Raw genomic sequence first — 21,451 nt, forward strand, 5'->3', positions numbered from 1 at the left:
TTATCCTATAGACGAAGCTATCCATGATGAATGATTCTTTCTGCCGCATTATCGCAGGTGAAATTCAGGCTCGTGCAGAACAGGTAGAAGCTGCCGTTCGCCTGCTTGACGAAGGGAACACCGTGCCGTTTATCGCACGTTATCGTAAGGAAATCACCGGCGGTCTGGATGATACGCAACTGCGTAATCTGGAGACCCGTCTGGGGTATCTGCGTGAACTGGAAGACCGCCGTCAGGCGATCCTGAAATCTATCGGCGAGCAAGGCAAACTGACCGACGACCTGGCAAACGCTATCAACGGCACGTTAAGTAAGACCGAACTCGAAGACCTTTATCTGCCGTACAAACCTAAACGCCGCACCCGTGGGCAAATCGCCATTGAGGCCGGACTGGAGCCGCTGGCAGACCTGTTGTGGAACGCGCCGTCTCACGACCCGGAAACAGAAGCGGCCAAATACCTCAACGCCGACAACGGTGTGGCGGATACCAAAGCGGCCCTTGACGGTGCACGTTACATCCTGATGGAACGCTTCGCTGAAGATGCCGCACTGCTGGCGAAAGTGCGTGACTACCTGTGGAAAAACGCGCATCTGGTTTCCACCGTGGTAAGCGGTAAAGAAGAGGAAGGCGCGAAATTCCGCGACTACTTCGATCACCACGAACCGATTTCTACCGTGCCGTCTCACCGTGCGCTGGCTATGTTCCGCGGCCGTAACGAAGGCATCTTACAGCTGTCTCTAAATGCCGATCCGCAGTTCGATGAGCCACCGAAAGAGAGCCACGGCGAGCAAATCATTCAGGATCACCTTGGCCTGCGACTGAACAACGAACCGGCAGACAGCTGGCGTAAAGGCGTTGTCAGCTGGACATGGCGCATTAAGGTGCTGATGCACCTCGAAACCGAACTGATGGGCACTGTGCGCGAACGCGCAGAAGATGAAGCAATCAACGTCTTTGCCCGTAACCTGCACGACCTGCTGATGGCGGCCCCGGCCGGACTGCGCGCCACAATGGGTCTCGATCCGGGCCTGCGTACCGGTGTAAAAGTGGCTGTTGTTGACGGTACCGGCAAGCTGGTCGCCACCGACACTATTTATCCACATACCGGTCAGGCTGCCAAAGCCGCCGTTGCCGTTGCAGCGTTATGTGAGAAGTACAACGTAGAGCTGGTAGCCATTGGTAACGGTACGGCGTCGCGCGAAACCGAACGTTTCTTCCTCGACGTACAGAAGCAATTCCCGCAAGTGACCGCACAGAAAGTGATTGTCAGTGAAGCCGGGGCATCGGTTTACTCTGCCTCTGAACTGGCGGCGCTGGAGTTCCCGGACCTCGATGTGTCGCTGCGTGGCGCAGTATCTATTGCTCGCCGTCTGCAGGACCCGTTGGCTGAACTGGTGAAAATCGACCCGAAATCTATCGGTGTGGGCCAGTATCAGCACGACGTTAGCCAGACCCAGCTTGCCCGTAAGCTGGATGCGGTGGTGGAAGACTGCGTAAATGCCGTCGGCGTTGATCTGAACACCGCCTCCGTCCCCCTGCTGACCCGCGTTGCCGGCCTGACCCGCATGATGGCGCAAAACATCGTCGCCTGGCGTGATGAGAACGGCCAGTTCCAGAACCGTCAGCAGTTGCTAAAAGTCAGTCGTCTGGGGCCAAAAGCCTTTGAACAGTGCGCGGGCTTCCTGCGTATCAACCACGGCGACAACCCGCTGGACGCTTCCACGGTTCACCCGGAAGCCTACCCGATAGTGGAACGCATTCTGGCCGCCACCGAGCAATCGCTGCGTGACCTGATGGGCAACAGCGACGCGCTGCGTCATCTCAAAGCGTCCGACTTCACCGACGAACGCTTCGGGGTGCCGACCGTCACCGACATCATCAAAGAGCTGGAAAAGCCGGGCCGCGATCCGCGTCCTGAGTTTAAAACCGCGCAGTTTGCCGATGGCGTAGAAACCATGAACGATCTGCTGCCGGGAATGATTCTGGAAGGCGCAGTCACCAACGTCACCAACTTCGGCGCGTTTGTTGATATCGGCGTTCATCAGGATGGTCTGGTGCATATCTCTTCACTGTCGAATAAGTTCGTCGAAGATCCACACACCGTGGTGAAAGCGGGCGACATTGTGAAGGTGAAAGTGCTGGAAGTTGACCTGCAGCGTAAGCGTATCGCGCTGACCATGCGTCTGGACGAGCAGCCGGGTGAAACTAATGCGCGTCGCGGCGGCGGGAATAACGAACGCACTCAGGGCAATCGCCCGGCACCAAAAGCGGCGAAACCGCGTGGCCGTGAGGCACAGCCTGCGGGCAACAGCGCGATGATGGATGCGCTGGCGGCGGCAATGGGTAAAAAGCGCTAAGTTTAAACCATGTGCCGGATGGCGGCGTAAACGCCCTGTCCGGCCGGGTTGGCGCAATTAATTCGTAGGCCGGATAAGACGCATGAGCGTCGACATCCGGCATATTTAATCTATGCCTCGCTTTGTTCCACAATATATTTATCACTTTATTAACAGATGAAACCTTAATTAAACATTAAGATCCCCAATAATTACTTCCGCGCATCCTTCGTTCCCAACCAGAATAAATATTGAGCCATATCAAAATTGACTCAAATTATTCTTCAATCCAACATTCCGTCACATTTATTCTATTGATGATAGAAACCATTCTCATTATCATTGATTTGTTGATTATTTACTCTTTCCTTACGTTGGCTAATCATCTGGTCTCATGCCGCCCTGTCGCCCCATGAGGTAATCATCCAGTTAGCGAGATATAAGTAGGTCCCTATGCAATTCACTCCTGACAGTGCGTGGAAAATTACCGGTTTTGCCCGTGAAATCAGCCCGGCTTATCGACAGAAACTGTTATCCCTCGGCATGCTGCCCGGGTCGTCCTTCAATGTGGTTCGCGTCGCCCCGCTCGGCGATCCTATCCATATTGAAACGCGTCGTGTAAGTCTGGTATTGCGTAAGAAGGATTTGGCGTTATTAGAAGTGGAAGCGGTTTCCTGTTAATACAGTGAGTCTATAAAAATGAAAAAACTAACCATTGGTTTAATTGGTAATCCTAATTCCGGCAAGACAACCTTATTCAACCAACTCACCGGTGCACGCCAGCGTGTGGGTAACTGGGCTGGTGTGACCGTCGAGCGTAAAGAAGGTCATTTCGCGACCACTGACCATCAGGTCACACTGGTCGACTTACCCGGTACCTATTCTCTGACGACGATCTCATCTCAAACCTCTCTCGATGAGCAAATTGCCTGCCACTACATTTTAAGCGGTGATGCGGATCTGCTAATCAACGTTGTCGACGCTTCCAACCTTGAACGCAACCTCTACCTGACGTTGCAACTGCTGGAGCTGGGCATTCCCTGTATTGTCGCGCTGAACATGCTGGATATTGCTGAGAAACAGCAAATCCGTATCGATATCGACGCCCTCTCCGCTCGTCTTGGCTGCCCGGTGGTTCCGCTGGTTTCCACCCGCGCCCGCGGCATTGAAGCACTGAAGCTGGCGATCGATCGCTACAAAGAAAACGACACCGTCGAGCTGGTCCATTATGCCCAGCCACTGCTGCAAGAAGCTGATACCCTCGCCGATGCGATGGCTAAAGATATGCCGCTTAAACAGCGCCGCTGGCTGGGCTTGCAAATGCTGGAAGGCGATATCTACAGCCGTGCTTACGCCGGTGATGCTGCACAAAATCTGGATGCTGCCGTTGCACGTCTGAGCGCAACGATGGATGATCCGGCGCTGCATATTGCCGATGCCCGTTACCAGTGCATTGCCGCTATCTGCGATACCGTCAGCAACACCCTGACCGCAGAACCCAGCCGCTTCACCACCGCAGTAGACAAAATCATCCTCAATCGCTTCCTCGGATTGCCGATTTTCCTGTTCGTGATGTACCTGATGTTCCTGCTCGCCATCAACATTGGCGGCGCGCTGCAACCGTTGTTTGATGTTGGCTCCGTAGCGCTCTTTATCCATGGTATTCAGTGGATTGGCTATACGCTACATTTCCCGGATTGGCTAACCATCTTCCTGGCCCAGGGCCTTGGCGGCGGGATTAACACCGTGCTACCGCTGGTACCGCAAATCGGCATGATGTACCTGTTCCTCTCCTTCCTTGAAGACTCAGGTTACATGGCACGCGCCGCGTTTGTGATGGACCGCCTGATGCAGGCACTGGGACTGCCGGGCAAATCGTTCGTCCCGCTGATCGTCGGCTTTGGCTGTAACGTACCATCAGTGATGGGCGCACGTACGCTGGATGCCCCACGCGAACGTCTGATGACCATCATGATGGCACCGTTTATGTCCTGTGGCGCACGTCTGGCGATTTTCGCTGTCTTTGCCGCCGCGTTCTTTGGTCAGAACGGCGCGTTGGCGGTCTTCTCGCTGTACGTACTGGGTATCATCATGGCGGTGTTGACCGGCCTGATGCTCAAACACACCATCATGCGTGGCGAAGCTACACCGTTCGTGATGGAGCTTCCGGTGTACCACGTGCCGCACATTAAGAGTCTGATTATTCAGACCTGGCAGCGCCTGAAAGGCTTTGTTCTGCGTGCAGGTAAAGTCATCATCATCGTCAGTATTTTCCTCAGCGCCTTTAACAGCTTCTCACTGAGCGGAAAAATCGTCGACAACATCAACGACTCAGCTCTGGCTTCCGTTAGCCGCGTTATTACCCCTGTCTTTAAACCGATTGGTGTTCACGAAGATAACTGGCAGGCAACCGTAGGTCTGTTCACCGGCGCGATGGCGAAAGAAGTGGTTGTCGGTACGCTGAACACGCTCTATACCGCAGAAAACATTCAGGAAGAAGAGTTCAACCCGGCAGATTTCCACCTCGGTGACGAGCTGCTCAGTGCGGTAGATGAAACCTGGCAAAGCCTGAAAGACACCTTCAGCCTGAGCGTTCTGGCCAACCCTATCGAAGCCAGTAAAGGTGACGGTGAGATGGCCACTGGCGCGATGGGCGTGATGGGCGAGAAATTTGGCAGCGCTGCTGCGGCATACAGCTACCTGATCTTTGTTCTGCTGTATGTACCGTGCATTTCAGTGATGGGCGCTATCGCGCGTGAATCCAGCCGTGGCTGGATGAGCTTCTCGATTCTGTGGGGCCTGAATATCGCCTACTCTCTGTCGACGCTGTTTTATCAGACGGTCAGCTACAAAGAGCACCCGACCTACAGCCTGGTGTGCATTTTAGCGGTCATCCTGTTTAACATCGTATTGCTGGGTCTGCTACGTCGCGCTCGCAGCCACGTGGACCTCGCGCTGCTGGCGACCAACAGGACGGCAAGTTCCTGCTGTTCAAGCACCACTGGCGATTGCCACTAAGGTTATCGACGATGGCATCGCTTATTCAGGTTCGTGATTTACTGGCTCTGCGGGGGCGCATGGAGGCGAAACAAATTAGCCACACGCTGCATACCCCGCAGCCAATGATTGACGCCATGCTGAATCAGTTAGAGAAGATGGGCAAAGCTGTGCGGATTCAGGAGGATGCTGATGGGTGTCTGTCCGGAAGTTGCAAGAGTTGTCCGGAAGGCAAAGCTTGCCTGCGCGAGTGGTGGGCTTTGCGCTAATCAGATGCTCTTTGCCGGATAGCGCTACGCTTATCCGGCCTACAAATAACTGCAAATGTTCAGGCCGGATAAAGCGTTTACGCTGATATCTGTTACTTTAGAAACAATTCAGTTTCTGTTTTAACGCCACCAGCGCGGCGCAAAACTCTGTAGGATGTGAGATAAACGGCGCATGAGCGGCTTTAGCAAACACCAGTGACTCACTCTTCGGCCACAGAGCATCCAGCATTGGCACCACTTTACGCGGAACCAGGCCATCGAGATAACCGTATAAGCGCAGGAACGGCAGGTTTAACGCACACAGCGGTTCACGTAGATCGACCGTTTTCAGGATCTCCAGTCCACCATTGAGCACGTCGACGTCCGGCATGGGGAGCGCCAGTACCGTTTTCTTCAGCGCCCGTGCATCCTGACGCGCGGTTTCCGTGCCCATCGTTTGTAGTGCAAGAAAACGTTCCACCGTACGCTGGAAATCTTCGCTCAACTGCTGCTGGAAGCCAGCCAGTACCTCTGGTTTAATGCCCGGCCACGTTTCGCGCGCGCTAAAACAGGGAGAAGAGGCAACCGTCACCAGCGCCTGAACGCGCTCAGGATGGTTCAATGCTACCTGACTCGCCACCAGACCGCCCAGACTCCAGCCGAGCCAGATGGCTTTCCCCGGAGCCTGTCTTAATACCCGTTCAGCCATCTCTTCCAGCGACATCGCGCCAAAACCCTGACTACGGCCAAATCCCGGTAAGTCGACAAGATGCAGTGTAAAATGCGAGCTCAGTTCCTCGCTTATGCAATGCCACACCTCTGCATTCAGTCCCCATCCGTGCAGCAGCACAAGATGGCAATTTCCCGAACCCTGGGTCTGCCACCAGATGTCATTCATCAGTTACTGTTCTCTTTTAGCTAACAAGGATGTCTCTATGCTAACAGTACCAGGATTATGCTGGCTATGCCGAATGCCGCTGAGGTTGGGGCATTGGGGGATTTGCTCAGTCTGCACACAGGCAATACGCCAGCACGACAGTCTGTGCCCGCAGTGCGGACTACCGGCCATTCACACCTCGGTTCCCTGTGGTCGTTGCCTACAAAAACCACCGCCGTGGCAGCGCCTGGTTTCAGTCAGCGACTATGTTCCTCCAGTAAGCGGGCTTATCCACCAGCTTAAATTTTCACGACGCAACGAAATAGCCCCTGCGCTTGCACGTCTGCTGTTGCTGGAGGTATTGCAGGCCCGACGCACTCACGGTTCCCCCCTGCCAGACAGGCTCATCAGCGTACCGCTCTGGCAACGTCGTCATTGGCGCAGGGGATTCAATCAAAGCGACTTGCTATGCCGTCCTTTAGCACGCTGGCTAGGCTGTGACTGGAACAGGCAGGCCATAACACGGGTGCGGGCGACCGCTACACAACACCATCTCAGCGCCCGGTTACGCAAACGTAACCTGAAAAATGCCTTTCGCCTTGAATTGCCAGTGCAGGGACTCCATATGGTTATTGTGGATGATGTCGTCACTACCGGAAGTACCGTCGCGGAAATCGCGCAGCTGCTTTTACGCAACGGCGCGGCGACTGTCCAGGTATGGTGCCTGTGTCGAACCTTGTAGAGCCTCGATGATGGGCGTATTATAACCAAGTAAAATAGTCAACTATTAGGCCATTACTATGATCCATATTTCCGATGCTGCACAAGCGCACTTTGCCAAACTGCTGGCAAATCAGGAAGAAGGGACACAAATCCGCGTATTTGTGATCAATCCCGGCACGCCTAACGCTGAATGTGGCGTTTCTTATTGTCCGCCGGACGCCGTGGAAGCAACCGACACCGCCATTAAATTTGACCTGCTGACCGCATATGTTGATGAACTGAGCGCACCGTATCTGGAAGATGCAGAAATCGATTTCGTCACTGACCAATTAGGTTCTCAGCTGACCCTGAAAGCACCGAACGCAAAAATGCGCAAAGTTGCCGATGATGCGCCGTTGATGGAACGCGTGGAGTATATGCTGCAATCGCAGATCAACCCACAGCTGGCTGGCCACGGTGGTCGTGTCTCTCTGATGGAAATTACCGATGAAGGCTTCGCCATTCTGCAGTTTGGCGGCGGCTGTAACGGCTGTTCAATGGTCGACGTTACGCTGAAAGAAGGTATCGAGAAACAGCTATTGGCTGAATTCCCCGAACTGAAGGGCGTTCGTGATTTAACCGAACACCAGCGTGGCGAGCACTCTTACTACTAACGACCAGACCAGACCAGACCAGTAGAGTATTCGCAGCCCCGATAAGACACATCAGCGTCGTCATCGGGCATTGATGCCGGATAGTCGCGTTAACGCGTTATCCGGCCTTCTACCTAACCGGGCCAACATTCCTCTGTTACATTCCTGCAATAAAACCCTCCATAATTTGACCAGCTTCTCATAATTTAAATTTTGCCTGCCCAGGTGATTTTCAAGCGCAGCATGTTACCCGTATCATTCGTATCAGCACCCAAGACGCATATAACAGCCAGCTAAACTGATTAGTTTTACAGGCAATCAGCATTGGTGCTGTGAATACTCTGTTCCCGGTCGGGACAATCGGAATTTGTCATCTAAACACTGACGTTACCCATAACAAAGTAAAGGCCAGGTAAATCATGCCATTAGTCATCGTTGCTATCGGTGTAATCTTGTTACTCCTCCTGATGATCCGTTTCAAAATGAACGGTTTCATCGCTCTCGTCCTGGTGGCGCTTGCTGTCGGATTGATGCAAGGGATGCCACTGGATAAAGTCATTGGTTCTATTAAAGCCGGTGTCGGCGGAACCCTTGGCAGCCTCGCCCTGATTATGGGTTTTGGCGCCATGCTGGGCAAAATGTTGGCAGACTGCGGCGGTGCGCAGCGCATTGCGACCACGCTGATTGCTAAATTCGGCAAAAAACACATTCAATGGGCGGTGGTCTTAACCGGCTTCACCGTTGGTTTTGCCCTGTTCTACGAAGTCGGCTTCGTGCTGATGCTGCCGCTGGTATTCACCATCGCTGCTGCTGCGAATATTCCGCTGCTGTACGTTGGTGTGCCGATGGCCGCTGCGCTGTCCGTGACTCACGGCTTCCTGCCGCCGCACCCGGGTCCGACCGCTATCGCGACCATTTTCCACGCCGATATGGGTAAAACCCTGCTGTTTGGTACGATTCTGGCAATCCCGACCGTCATTCTCGCAGGTCCGGTCTACGCACGTTTCCTGAAAGGCATCGATAAGCCGATCCCGGAAGGTCTGTACAGCGCGAAAACCTTCACTGAAGAAGAAATGCCGGGCTTTGGCGTCAGCGTCTGGACCTCTCTGGTACCGGTCATTCTGATGGCCATGCGCGCCGTCGCGGAGATGATTCTGCCAAAAGGTCATGCTTTCCTGACGGTGGCAGAATTCCTTGGCGACCCGGTCATGGCTACGCTTATCGCGGTGCTGATTGCGATGTTCACGTTTGGTCTGAACCGTGGACGTTCGATGGATCAGATTAACGACACGCTGGTGTCCTCAATCAAAATCATCGCGATGATGCTGTTGATCATCGGTGGTGGCGGTGCCTTCAAACAGGTCCTGGTTGATAGCGGCGTCGACAAGTACATCGCTTCAATGATGCACGGATCTAACGTTTCTCCGCTGCTGATGGCATGGTCTATTGCTGCGGTACTGCGTATCGCACTGGGTTCTGCAACCGTTGCAGCAATCACTGCAGGTGGGATTGTGGCACCGCTGATCGCGACCACCGGCGTAAGCCCAGAGCTGATGGTTATCGCAGTAGGTTCCGGTTCCGTCATTTTCTCCCACGTGAACGATCCTGGTTTCTGGCTGTTCAAGGAGTACTTCAACCTGACCATCGGTGAAACCATTAAGTCATGGTCAATGCTGGAAACCATTATCTCCGTCTGCGGTCTGGTAGGGTGTCTGCTGCTGGGTATGGTGGTTTAATCGAGACGGCTTGTAGGGCCGGATAAGGCAAAGCCGCCATCCGGCAGCCTGATGGCGCTACGCTTATCAGGCCTACATACTACGAGCTATCACCATAAAAAAGCCGGGGAAATCCCCGGCATTTTTACTTCTTCTTCGCGGCTGCTTTTCGGCGCTTATCCAAATCCTTAATCAGCTTGTTCACCCCTTCATTGGCAAACATCTGTTCAAGCGTGGCGGTAAGCTTACGCCGCCAATTTTTGTACTGATCGCTGGTGCCCGGAATATTGACTGGTTCCGCCATATCCAGCCAGTCTTCAGGCTGTAGACCCAGGAGTGCACTGTTGCTGTCGGCGATATAACGCTGCATCCCGCGATTGAGGATCGGCGTCATCGACATCAGCGATGCCTTATGCCCGGCACGTTTTGGCAGACAACCGTACTTATGCAGCGCATCCAGCAACCCCTGCTTGGCCAGTTCCCGGTCCTGATACAACCCCCGCAGCACAACCTCATCCGGATACAGCCCCAGCGCTTTACCCAACGTCAGGTCGCCGCTGTCCCAATAGCCTTTAAGCGTAGGAAGGTCATGCGTCGCCGCGACTGCCATTGATTGTTCCGGGTACGCTTTTGGCGCGCGGAAATTCTTCTCATGGTCATTCTCAAAATAGAGCACCTTGTAGGAATACACACCGCTATCACGCAGTTTGCTGACAATCTCTACCGGCACAGTACCCAGATCTTCACCAATCACCATACAGTGATGGCGTTGACTTTCCAGCGCCAGAATAGAGAGTAGGTCATCAACCGGATAATGGACGTAGGCGCCGTGATCGGCAGTCTCTCCGTAGGGGATCCACCACAGGCGCAGCATCGACATCACATGATCGATACGCAACGCGCCGCAGTTCTGCATATTGGCACGCAGCAGTTCGATAAACGGTTCGTAGGCCCGTGCCGTGATGATGTGCGGATCCATCGGCGGCAGCCCCCAGTTTTGCCCAAGCGGCCCAAGAATATCCGGCGGCGCACCAACGGAGGCTTTCAGACAATACAGTTCACGGTCACACCAGGTCTCTGACCCACCTTCTGCCACACCAACTGCCAGATCACGATACAACCCAATCGGCATGGCAAAGCCCTGACTGGTTTCCCAGCAATCCGCAAATTGGGTATACGCCAGCCACTGCAGCCACAGGTAGAAATCCACCTCGTCACGATGCTCTGCGCAGAACTGTTTGACCTCCGGCGAATCTACCGACTGGAAAGCTTCCGGCCATACCGGCCATCCCCAGCGCAACGTATCCTCTTTCACCTGATGCGCATGCAGCGCATCAAAGGCTGCCTGCCAGTACAGGCTTTCGCCTTCCTGAGTCACAAACTGGCGAAATGCTGCCATCTGCTCATCGTCACGAGCGGAGAAGCCTTTCCACGCCATGCGCAGCGCAGTCATCTTCAGTGCGGTAACGGCAGAATAATCAACCCACTCGGCATCCCGCGCGCGTTGCAGGGTTTGCTGAGTTGTGGGTTTCAGCCACCAGCTTTGCGCCTCTTTGCTTAGATGAAAATCCTCCACTGCGTTGACGTCGATATAAATGACGTTTAACCAGCGGCGCGAAGACGGACTGTACGGGCTGGCGCTCTCCGGGTTCGCCGGATACAACGCATGAATCGGATTAAGACCGATAAACGCCCCTCCGCGTTTCGCCACGTCCACCAGCATGGTACGGAGATCGCCAAAGTCGCCAATCCCCCAGTTTTTCTCTGAACGCAGGGTGTAGAGCTGAACGCACGCGCCCCACAGTTTTTGCCCCTCCAGCAGCGCCTGCGGTTCATAGCAGCGCTTTGGCGCCACAATGACGCGACAGTGAGTGCGCAGCTCGCCCTGCGTCAATGTCAGCGTGTGATAGCCCTCCGGCAGTTTCGTCGGAAGGTGAAAAGATTTGCCGCCGGTGGCATGCCCTTTGTGCTGCACACCATCTTCAGTGGTCAGCAGCCAGCTAAACTCCCCGCAACCTTCAACCGCCAGTGGCATTTTCTTACCCGCGGTATACACCATGACATTGGGCACCGGCGTCACCGCCACCTGCGTGGCGGCGGTGGTGCGATGCATGGCTTCAAGCAAACGCCGCTTGGTTTCGGCACCAATAGACTGCGGTTTGCCGTGAGCGTTAATGTAATTGGGGCTGATCCCCGCCGCCAGCGCGGCATTATCCAGACGTTTGCTTTCCATCGCGATTCCTTAGCGTTTCGCCTGCCAGATACGAGCCTGATAATCGCGGATTGAGCGGTCTGAACTGAACATGCCGCAGCGCGCGGTATTCAGGATCGCCGCCCGCGTCCAGGCATCCTGGTCACGGTACAACACATCAACTTGCTTCTGGGCTTCAACGTAGGCCGCGAAGTCCGCCATCACCAGATACGGGTCACCGCCCTGCTTGCCGATACTGTGCAGCATCTGGTCAAAAGCATGCTTGTCGCCATCGCTGTATTTACCGCTTTCAAGCTCCTTCAGAATCGCATCCAGCACTTTGTCTTTCTTACGCCATTTCACCGGGTCATATCCTTTCGCTTTCAGCGCCTTCACCTCTTCCACCGTGTGGCCAAAGATAAAGATATTCTCATCACCCACCTTCTCAGCGATTTCGACGTTAGCGCCATCCAGTGTACCCACCGTTAACGCGCCGTTCAGCGCCAGTTTCATGTTACCGGTGCCGGAGGCCTCTTTGCCCGCCGTCGAGATCTGCTCGGAGATATCCGCCGCTGGGATCAGCATTTCCGCCGCCGAGACGCAGTAATCCGGCAGGAACACGACCTTCAACTTATCGCCAACTTTCGGGTCGTTATTGATGGTTTCCGCTACCTTGTTGATGGCGAAAATGATGTTCTTCGCCAGGTAGTAACCTGGAGCCGCTTTCGCCCCAAACAGGAATACGCGCGGTACGCGATCCGTCTGCGGGTTTTCACGGATTTCTTTGTACAATGCCAGAATATGCAACAGGTTCAGGTGCTGGCGTTTGTACTCATGCAGGCGCTTGATCTGAATATCAAAGATAGCGTTAGTCGTTATCTCAATACCGGTACGCGCTTTAATAAACTTCACCAGCCGTTCTTTGTTCGCCAGCTTGATATCGCGGTACTGCTGACGGAATTTCGCATCGTCGGCGTATTTTTCCAGGTTAATCAGTTGGTCTAAATCGTTGGCCCACTCTTTTTTCAGCGACTTATCCAGCAGCGCTGCAAGCGCCGGGTTGCACTGCTTGATCCAACGACGCGGGGTAATTCCGTTAGTCACATTATGGAATTTGTTCGGCCACAGCTGGTGGTATTCCGGGAACAGATCTTTCACCACCAGATCAGAGTGCAGCGCTGCCACACCATTAACCGCAAAGCCGCTGACTACGCACATATTCGCCATGCGCACTTGTTTGTTGTGCACCACCGCCAGCTTCGCCCAAACGGCGGCATCGCCTGGCCAGGTTTTATCGACCAGTTTCTTAAAGCGGTCATTAATCTCTTTGATGATTTGCATATGGCGCGGCAGCAGCGCCTTCACCAGCTTCTCATCCCAGCACTCAAGCGCTTCAGGCATCAGAGTATGGTTGGTGTAAGCAAACGTCTTGCTGGTGATCGCCCATGCATCGTCCCAGCTCATCTGATGCTCATCGATCAGCACGCGCAGCAGTTCAGGGATCGCAATAGTCGGGTGGGTGTCGTTCAGTTGAATAACTTCGTAGTCGGCCAGTTCGTGCAGTTTACGTCCTGCCAGATGATGACGGCGCAGAATGTCTGCCACGGAGCAGGCACACTGGAAGTACTGCTGCATCAGGCGCAGCTTTTTGCCTGCCGTATGGTTATCGTTCGGGTACAACACTTTAGTGAGTTTTTCGGCGTCGATCCCCTGCTGTTCCGCACGCAGGAAATCACCGTCATTAAATTTGGTCAGGTTAAACGGGTGCGCATGAGTGGCCTGCCACAGACGTAGAGGTTGTGCCACGCCGTTGCGGTAGCCCAGTACCGGCAGGTCCCAGGCCTGACCGGTGATGGTGAATCCCGGCTCCCAGCGCCCGTCTTTGGTGACCTTGCCGCCAATGCCGACTTGCACATCCAGTGCTTCATTGTGGCGAAACCACGGGTAGCTGCCGCGATGCCAGTCATCCGGCGCTTCCATCTGTTGACCATCAGCAAATGACTGACGGAACAAACCGTACTGATAATTGAGGCCGTAACCCGTTGCTGACTGGCCAACCGTTGCCATCGAGTCGAGGAAACACGCTGCCAGACGCCCCAGCCCCCCGTTCCCCAACGCCGGATCGGTTTCTTCTTCCAGCAAGTCGGTCAGGTTGATGTCGTGTGCTTTCAGCTCGTCGCTCACCGCCTGATACCAGCCCAGATTGAGCAAGTTGTTCCCCGTCAGACGACCAATCAAAAACTCCATTGAGATGTAGTTAACATGACGCTGATTTTTTGCCGGTTTCACCGCAGGCTGGGCACTGAGTAATTCAGCCAACGCCCCACTCACGGCCTGCCACCACTGGCGCGACGTCATTTCGTGAGCCGACGATAAACCGAAGCGCTGCCACTGACGTGTCAGGGCAGCCTGAAATTGATCTTTGTTGAAAGTAGGCTGTGACATAGGGATTCCAGGTCCTTAGGTAATAAACAACGTTATCGCTAGTTTGCCAGGCTCGTTGTTGACCTTCCTCATCCTGCCAGGGATTAGACAGGGAGGAGGAGCGGGGATGAGCGTTAAAATGTGATCGCCGCCACTTTAAGAGGGGAATTATGGCCGATAAATACGCAGGCTCTCCGCATACCCCTGAAATGCATCGCGGTTTTCGCATTAATCAAAAGAGATTATCCAGACAATATCAAACAGGAAGATGACATTTAGAAAAAATATGTAAACGAAGAAATAGTTTCTAACCTGAAATACATATTCTGCTTGAGATATTTCACATGAAAGTTTTAAGTCGAGCACAAAATTCATCGATTTTTATTCATCGCCACAGTAGCCACATTAAAAAAGAGGAATTGTTCCACCCCGTAAAAATAACGCTGGATCCAGTCACCATGCCTGTTGCGACTCTTTAAAACAATTATTGCAATAGATGTATAGATTTGTGACATAGTGCAAAATCAGACACACAAAAAGTCCGCTTAGCTTGCAATAAATCCCGATCTGGCCGACCTTATATCTATTAATTACGAAGCGCAAAAAAAAATCGTTTTCCCCCATATTCACACAGTGAAGTGACTAACTTATGTTGATTCCGTCTAAATTAAGTCGTCCGGTTCGACTCGACCATACGGTGGTTCGTGAGCGCCTGCTGGCTAAACTTTCCGGCGCGAACAATTTCAGGCTTGCCCTGATAACAAGTCCTGCTGGTTATGGAAAAACAACGCTTGTTTCACAATGGGCGGCGGGGAAGAACGAATTAGGCTGGTACTCCCTGGATGAAGGCGATAACCAGCAAGAGCGCTTCGCCAGCTATTTGATTGCGGCAATCCAACAGGCGACCGGTGGGCACTGCACCACCAGCGAAGCCATGGTGCAAAAACGCCAGTATGCCAGCCTGACCTCACTGTTTGCCCAGCTGTTCATTGAACTGGCGGAGTGGCATCGTCCACTCTATCTGGTCGTGGATGATTATCATCTGATCTCCAATCCAGCCATCCACGAAGCAATGCGTTTTTTCCTGCGCCATCAGCCGGAAAATCTGACGTTAGTCGTGCTGTCGCGTAACCTACCACAACTGGGCATTGCCAACCTGCGCGTACGCGATCAACTGCTGGAAATCGGCAGCCAGCAGCTGGCCTTTAACCACCAGGAAGCCAAACAATTTTTTGACCGCCGCCTGTCCTCCCCGATTGAGGCTGCGGAAAGTAGCCGCATGTGCGATGACGTTGCAGGCTGGGCCACGGCGTTACAGCTGATCGCCTTATCTGCCCGTCAGAACAACCATTCCGCCCACCAGTCGGCACGACGTCTGGCCGGTATCAACGCCAGCCATTTATCCGATTATCTGGTCGATGAAGTCCTGGACAGCGTCGATATCGGAACCCGTCATTTCCTGCTAAAAAGCGCCATCCTGCGCTCGATGAACGATGCGCTGATTGTTCGGGTCACGGGCGAAGAAAACGGCCAAATGCGGCTGGAGGAAATTGAGCGGCAGGGATTATTCCTGCAGCGGATGGATGATGTCGGCGAATGGTTTAGCTATCACCCGCTATTTGGCAGCTTTTTACGCCAGCGTTGTCAGTGGGAGTTAGCTACCGAGCTTCCCGAAATACACCGCGCCGCCGCTGAAAGCTGGATGGCGCAAGGTTTTCCGACGGAAGCCATCCACCACGCGCTGGCGGCAGGTGACGCCCATATGCTGCGCGATATTCTGCTTAACCATGCGTGGGGACTGTTTAACCACAGCGAATTGGCATTACTTGAAGAATCATTGAAAGCTCTGCCGTGGGAAAGCCTGCTGGAAAATCCACGCCTGGTGCTGCTGCAGGCCTGGCTGATGCAAAGCCAACACCGCTACAGCGAAGTTAACACCCTGCTGGCTCGCGCAGAGCAGGAAATGAAAGGCGATATGGAACAGACGCTACATGCCGAATTTAACGCTTTGCGTGCGCAGGTAGCGATTAACGACGGCAACCCGGACGAGGCAGAACGTCTGGCAAAACTGGCACTGGATGAATTACCGATTGCCTGGTTTTATAGTCGAATCGTTGCCACGTCAGTGCACGGTGAAGTCCTGCACTGTAAAGGCGATCTCACGCGTTCTCTGGCGTTGATGCAGCAAACAGAGCAAATGGCGCGTCATCATGACGTCTGGCATTACGCGCTGTGGAGTCTGATCCAACAAAGCGAAATTTTATTTGCCCAGGGCTTTTTACAGGCCGCCTGGGAGACACAGGAAAAAGCGTTCCAGCTGATTAAAGAGCAGCATCTGGAACAGCTGCCGATGCACGAATTTCTGGTGCGTATACGGGCGCAACTCCTGTGGGCATGGGCGCGTCTGGATGAATCAGAGGCCTCTGCCCGCAGCGGCATTGAACTGCTTGCAACCTTCCAGCCGCAGCAACAGCTTCAGTGCCTGGCGCTGCTGGTTCAGTGTTCACTGGCTCGGGGCGATCTTGATAACGCTCGCAGCCTGCTCAACCGTCTGGAAAACCTGCTGGGCAACGGCCACTATCACAGCGACTGGATCTCCAACGCCGATAAGGTGCGCGTCATTTACTGGCAAATGGTCGGTGACAAAAACTCCGCCGCCAACTGGCTGCGCCACACGCCGAAACCAGAATTCGCTAACAACCACTTCCTGCAAAGCCAGTGGCGTAACATCGCCCGCGCGCAGATCCTGCTGGGTGAGTTTGAACCGGCAGAAATTGTGCTGGAAGAACTAAACGAAAATGCGCGTAACCTGCGCCTGATGAGCGATCTTAACCGTAACCTGCTGCTGCTTAACCAGTTGTACTGGCAAGCGGGGCGTAAAAATGATGCACAGCGGGTGTTGCTCGATGCCCTGCAACTGGCGAACCGCACCGGGTTCATCAGCCACTTTGTGATCGAAGGCGAGGCCATGGCGCAGCAGCTACGCCAGCTGATTCAGCTCAACACATTACCGGAACTTGAGCAGCATCGTGCGCAGCGTATTTTGCGCGAGATTAACCAGCATCACCGCCACAAATTCGCCCACTTTGATGAAGGGTTCGTTGAACGCCTGCTCACCCACCCGGACGTCCCGGAGCTGATCCGTACCAGCCCGCTGACCCAACGTGAATGGCAGGTTCTCGGTCTGATTTATTCTGGCTACAGCAACGAGCAGATTGCCGGTGAGCTGGCTGTTGCTGCGACGACCATTAAGACGCATATCCGCAACTTGTACCAAAAGCTTGGCGTGGCGCACCGCCAGGATGCGGTGCAACATGCGCAGAAGCTGCTGAAAATGATGGGGTATGGCGTTTAGTTAACGCCTGATGCGCTACGCGTATCAGGCCTGGAATTCGCTTAGCACAGCTCTAACTGGATATGATGGTCAGCAATGACCTGCATCACGCCAGCAGGCGGCAGCGTGTCGGTATATACCGCATCGACCATGCTGATACTGCCCATGTTCACCATCGCATTACGACCAAACTTCGAATGATCCACCACCAGCATCACATGACGTGAATTCTCAATAATGGCGCGTTTGGTGCGAACTTCGTGATAATCAAACTCCAGCAGCGAACCATCGCTGTCGATACCGCTTATCCCTAAGATGCCAAAGTCCAGACGGAACTGTGAAATAAAGTCGAGGGTCGCTTCGCCCATAATCCCACCATCGCGGCTTCGCAGTTCGCCACCGGCCAGAATAATGCGGAAGTCCTCTTTTGCCATCAGCGTATTCGCCACATTGAGATTGTTGGTCACAATGCGCAGGTTACTGTGATTAAGCAGCGCGTGAGCGACCGCTTCCGGCGTGGTGCCAATGTCGATAAACAGCGTGGAGCCGTTCGGGATCTGCGTGGCCACTTTACGGGCAATACGCTCTTTTTCCGCCGTCTGTGTCGCCTTACGGTCATGCCACGGGGTATTCACAGAACTGGACGGCAACGCTGCGCCGCCATGATGGCGCAGAATCATGTTCTGATCGGCCAGATCGTTGAGATCCCGGCGAATCGTTTGTGGGCTGACGGAGAAATGCTCCACCAGCTCTTCGGTGCTGACATATCCCTGTTTTTTTACCAGCTCGATGATCGCGTCATGTCGTTGTGTTTGCTTCATTAGTGTTCCCTGAAATTTTGCCGGATGCGCTAACGCTTATCCGGCCTACAAAGTTCGTTTCCGCACATTCATCGTATCGGCAAACGCCATTGCCAGACCCACGGCCAACCCAGCGATATGAGCGCCATTCGCCATCGACATGCCGAATAGATCAAACCAGCCGGCAACAATCCAGATCAAAGCAAAGATAATCAAACCACGCTGCAGGAAAATACCGCTTTGCGGATCACGCTCGCCGCGCAACCACACATAGCCCATCAGCGCATATACCACGCCAGACAACCCACCAAACCACGGGCCGCTAAATTTCTGCTGAACATAGCCGCTCAACAGGGCGCTGATCACGGTAATAACAATCAGTTTTCCACTACCCAGACGCTTTTCAACCGCACCGCCGAGATACCACCACCACAACAGGTTGAACAGAATGTGCATCAGAGAGAAGTGCATAAACGCGTGGGTGAAATAACGCCAGAATTCAAATTTCAGCGTAGGATCAAACGGCCATGCCAGCCAGAGCATAACCGCCTGGTCACCCATCACATTCATTGCGATAAACACCAGCACACACGCGGCCATCACCGCCCAGGTCACCGGACCCGCACGTTCGCGTAACGTGGCAAGAAACGGATAGCGTTGATAGCGCAAACCACTGTCGGTCTGGCCCGACTGCCAGCTTGCCGCCAGATAACGCGGATCGCCCGGATTCTCCAGAAAACGCGCCAGTTCAGCCCGCACGCGCTCGGCCTGGGACTCATCCGCCAGCCAGACATCCGTTTGCTGATGTTGTTGAATCGTCAGAATAACGCCCTGTGTCGCCATGTAATCAACAAACGCCTGCGCCACGCGGGGGTTAGCAAAAGAAGTAATCATCAACATTGTTGCTGTCGCTTATTCCACACAAAAGAGGACAGTATATAGACCCAGCCTGTTTCAGGCTGCATCTTTGTTAGCTTACGAACCGTATGCCACTTCTGCAGGAAAATGTCGATGCCAGGCATCAAAGCCGCCGTCGACGCTGTAAACCGCATCATAACCTTGCTGAAGCAGATACTGCGCCGCACCTTTACTGCTGTTGCCGTGATAGCACATCACCATCACGGCGGTATCGAAATCGTGGTCACGCATAAACGTCCCCAGCGTATCGTTCGTCAGATGAAACGCCTGGGGTGCGTGACCCATCGCATAACTTTGCGGATCGCGAATATCCACCAGCACCGCCATTCCGTGCAGTAGTTTCTGATGAGCTTCTTCGACATTGATACATTCAAACTGATCCATGGTGTTCTCTTTTTAAGTTCTACTTATGTTCTGGCAGGTAACCAATATTACCCTCCAGTGTACGTTGCCTGAGCAGGTAAACGCCATAATGTTATATGTATCACTGTAAATTGTTTATCCGATGTTACCAATGGCGCGATTCTTTGCTATTATGCTCGATAACGAACATTAATGAGCTATAACGAAAGTGCGAGAGGCCAGCATGGAAACCAAAGATCTGATTGTGATAGGTGGAGGCATCAACGGTGCCGGTATCGCGGCAGATGCCGCTGGACGCGGTTTATCCGTGCTGATGCTGGAAGCACAGGATTTAGCCTGCGCGACCTCCTCCGCCAGTTCCAAACTCATCCACGGTGGCCTGCGCTACCTGGAACACTACGAATTCCGCCTGGTTAGCGAAGCGCTGGCCGAACGTGAAGTGCTGTTGAAAATGGCACCGCATATCGCCTTCCCAATGCGCTTTCGCCTGCCCCACCGCCCGCACCTGCGTCCGGCATGGATGATCCGTATTGGTCTGTTTATGTACGATCATCTGGGCAAACGCACCAGTTTGCCGGGCTCGACCGGTTTGCGTTTTGGCGCGGATTCCGTAATGAAACCCGAGATTGTGCGCGGTTTCGAATATTCTGACTGCTGGGTAGACGATGCACGTCTGGTTTTGGCAAACGCCCAAATGGTGGTGCGTAAAGGTGGGGAAGTATTAACCCGTACCCGCGCCACCTCCGCTCGCCGTGAAAACGGTCTGTGGGTTGTTGAAGCTGAAGATATCGATACCGGTAAAAAACACACCTGGCAGGCGCGCGGTCTGGTAAACGCCACCGGCCCGTGGGTAAAAGAGTTCTTCGACGACGGCATGCACCTGCCATCACCATACGGTATCCGCCTGATTAAAGGCAGCCACATTGTGGTGCCGCGCGTGCATACCCAGAAGCAGGCGTACATCCTGCAAAACGAAGATAAACGTATTGTGTTTGTTATCCCATGGATGGATGAGTTCTCGATTATCGGGACGACCGACGTGGAGTACAAAGGCGATCCAAAAGCAGTGAAAATTGATGAAAGCGAAATCAATTACCTGCTGAAAGTCTACAACGCTCACTTTAAGAAACAGCTGGGCCGTGACGATATCGTCTGGACCTATTCAGGTGTGCGTCCGCTGTGCGATGACGAATCAGACTCACCACAGGCTATCACCCGTGATTACACGTTGGATATCCATGATGAAAACGGCAAAGCTCCGCTGTTGTCCGTCTTCGGCGGCAAGTTGACGACCTACCGTAAACTGGCCGAACACGCGATGGAAAAACTGTCATCTTACTATCAGGGCATTGGGCCAGCATGGACCAAAGAGTGCATCCTGCCAGGCGGCGATATTGGTGGCGATCGTGAGGATTACGCGGCAAAACTGCGCCGTCGCTATCCGTTCCTGACCGAGTCGCTGGCGCGCCATTATTCTCGCACCTATGGCAGCAACACGGAATGGATCATCGGCGAAGCGACTTCGGTTGCCGAGTTGGGCGAAGACTTTGGCCATGAATTCTATGAAGCCGAGCTGAAATACCTGGTCGAGCACGAGTGGGTTCGCCGTGCAGAAGATGCACTGTGGCGTCGTACGAAAGAAGGGATGTGGCTAACTGCCGAACAGCAGTCCCGCATGACACAGTGGCTGGCAGAATACGTTGAGAAACACCAGCTGTCTCTGGCCTCCTGATAAAAATGCCGGATGGCGGCTAACGCCTTATCCGGCCTACAAGAGTAGCTAAACGTAGGCCGGGCAAGCGAAGCGCCCCCGAGCATTTTGCCGGATGGCGGCTAACGCCTTATCCGGCCTACAAGAGTAGATAAATGTAGGCCGGGCAAGCGAAGCGCCCC

At 53.8% G+C, this 21,451-nt stretch carries 15 protein-coding genes; 9 read left to right on the forward strand and 6 right to left on the reverse strand.

Annotation, left to right across the window (positions count from 1 at the left end):
• Window positions 1-23: 23 nt before the first annotated feature.
• From QMN38_RS14315 to feoC, 4 genes are all read left to right on the forward strand, one after another.
• A complete protein-coding gene (locus QMN38_RS14315) occupies window positions 24-2,357 on the forward strand; it encodes a Tex family protein (RefSeq protein WP_323605247.1) in 2,334 nt (777 codons plus the stop codon).
• 432 nt (window positions 2,358-2,789) lie between these two features.
• Window positions 2,790-3,017, forward strand: coding sequence for a ferrous iron transporter A (gene feoA, locus QMN38_RS14320; protein WP_003023519.1), 228 nt, complete (start codon window positions 2,790-2,792; stop codon window positions 3,015-3,017).
• Window positions 3,018-3,035: 18 nt separating this feature from the next.
• Window positions 3,036-5,354: a Fe(2+) transporter permease subunit FeoB gene (gene feoB, locus QMN38_RS14325; protein WP_323605248.1), complete on the forward strand. Its 2,319-nt coding sequence runs from the start codon at window positions 3,036-3,038 to the stop codon at window positions 5,352-5,354.
• Window positions 5,355-5,365: 11 nt separating this feature from the next.
• Entirely contained in the window at window positions 5,366-5,602 is a 237-nt protein-coding gene (feoC, locus tag QMN38_RS14330) for a [Fe-S]-dependent transcriptional repressor FeoC (protein WP_038634895.1), read from the forward strand.
• 97 nt (window positions 5,603-5,699) lie between these two features.
• On the opposite strand, the gene bioH is transcribed toward feoC, so the two are convergent.
• Window positions 5,700-6,479 (reverse strand): pimeloyl-ACP methyl ester esterase BioH, encoded by a 780-nt coding sequence (gene bioH, locus QMN38_RS14335; protein ID WP_323605249.1) that lies wholly within the window; start codon window positions 6,477-6,479, stop codon window positions 5,700-5,702.
• Between the two features lie 37 nt (window positions 6,480-6,516).
• Between bioH and gntX the strand changes: the two genes are divergently transcribed.
• The 3 genes from gntX (at window position 6,517) to gntT (ending at window position 9,549) form a co-directional block, all read left to right on the forward strand.
• The gene (gntX, locus tag QMN38_RS14340) at window positions 6,517-7,200 is read left to right on the forward strand and encodes a DNA utilization protein GntX (RefSeq protein ID WP_323605250.1); all 684 of its coding nucleotides are present in this window, start codon (window positions 6,517-6,519) and stop codon (window positions 7,198-7,200) included.
• Between the two features lie 58 nt (window positions 7,201-7,258).
• The gene (nfuA, locus tag QMN38_RS14345) at window positions 7,259-7,834 is read left to right on the forward strand and encodes a Fe-S biogenesis protein NfuA (RefSeq protein WP_005121621.1); all 576 of its coding nucleotides are present in this window, start codon (window positions 7,259-7,261) and stop codon (window positions 7,832-7,834) included.
• Between the two features lie 398 nt (window positions 7,835-8,232).
• The gene (gntT, locus tag QMN38_RS14350; protein ID WP_003023507.1) at window positions 8,233-9,549 is read left to right on the forward strand and encodes a gluconate transporter; all 1,317 of its coding nucleotides are present in this window, start codon (window positions 8,233-8,235) and stop codon (window positions 9,547-9,549) included.
• A gap of 124 nt (window positions 9,550-9,673) precedes the next feature.
• On the opposite strand, the gene malQ is transcribed toward gntT, so the two are convergent.
• Both malQ and malP read right to left on the reverse strand, forming a co-directional pair.
• Window positions 9,674-11,761 carry a 4-alpha-glucanotransferase gene (gene malQ, locus QMN38_RS14355; protein WP_323605251.1) on the reverse strand — a complete coding sequence of 696 codons (2,088 nt, stop codon included), beginning with the start codon at window positions 11,759-11,761 and terminating at the stop codon, window positions 9,674-9,676.
• Between the two features lie 9 nt (window positions 11,762-11,770).
• On the reverse strand, window positions 11,771-14,164 hold the full coding sequence (malP, locus tag QMN38_RS14360; RefSeq protein WP_271441383.1) for a maltodextrin phosphorylase: 2,394 nt from the start codon (window positions 14,162-14,164) through the stop codon (window positions 11,771-11,773).
• Window positions 14,165-14,792: 628 nt separating this feature from the next.
• Between malP and malT the strand changes: the two genes are divergently transcribed.
• The gene (gene malT / locus QMN38_RS14365) at window positions 14,793-17,498 is read left to right on the forward strand and encodes an HTH-type transcriptional regulator MalT (protein ID WP_202037548.1); all 2,706 of its coding nucleotides are present in this window, start codon (window positions 14,793-14,795) and stop codon (window positions 17,496-17,498) included.
• 41 nt (window positions 17,499-17,539) lie between these two features.
• Here malT and QMN38_RS14370 read toward each other — a convergent pair whose 3' ends face one another.
• From QMN38_RS14370 to glpE, 3 genes are all read right to left on the reverse strand, one after another.
• Window positions 17,540-18,298, reverse strand: a complete 759-nt coding sequence (locus QMN38_RS14370) for a DeoR/GlpR family transcriptional regulator (RefSeq protein ID WP_003023499.1) — start codon at window positions 18,296-18,298, stop codon at window positions 17,540-17,542.
• A gap of 45 nt (window positions 18,299-18,343) precedes the next feature.
• Window positions 18,344-19,177, reverse strand: coding sequence for a rhomboid family intramembrane serine protease GlpG (glpG, locus tag QMN38_RS14375; protein ID WP_271448670.1), 834 nt, complete (start codon window positions 19,175-19,177; stop codon window positions 18,344-18,346).
• 75 nt (window positions 19,178-19,252) lie between these two features.
• Window positions 19,253-19,579, reverse strand: coding sequence for a thiosulfate sulfurtransferase GlpE (gene glpE / locus QMN38_RS14380; protein WP_006687428.1), 327 nt, complete (start codon window positions 19,577-19,579; stop codon window positions 19,253-19,255).
• Between the two features lie 202 nt (window positions 19,580-19,781).
• Between glpE and glpD the strand changes: the two genes are divergently transcribed.
• Window positions 19,782-21,290 (forward strand): glycerol-3-phosphate dehydrogenase, encoded by a 1,509-nt coding sequence (gene glpD, locus QMN38_RS14385; RefSeq protein ID WP_271448671.1) that lies wholly within the window; start codon window positions 19,782-19,784, stop codon window positions 21,288-21,290.
• Window positions 21,291-21,451 lie beyond the last annotated feature (161 nt).

Origin of the sequence: Citrobacter sp. R-1.5.2 (assembly GCF_035064245.1) — a bacterium.
Taxonomy (GTDB): domain Bacteria; phylum Pseudomonadota; class Gammaproteobacteria; order Enterobacterales; family Enterobacteriaceae; genus Citrobacter.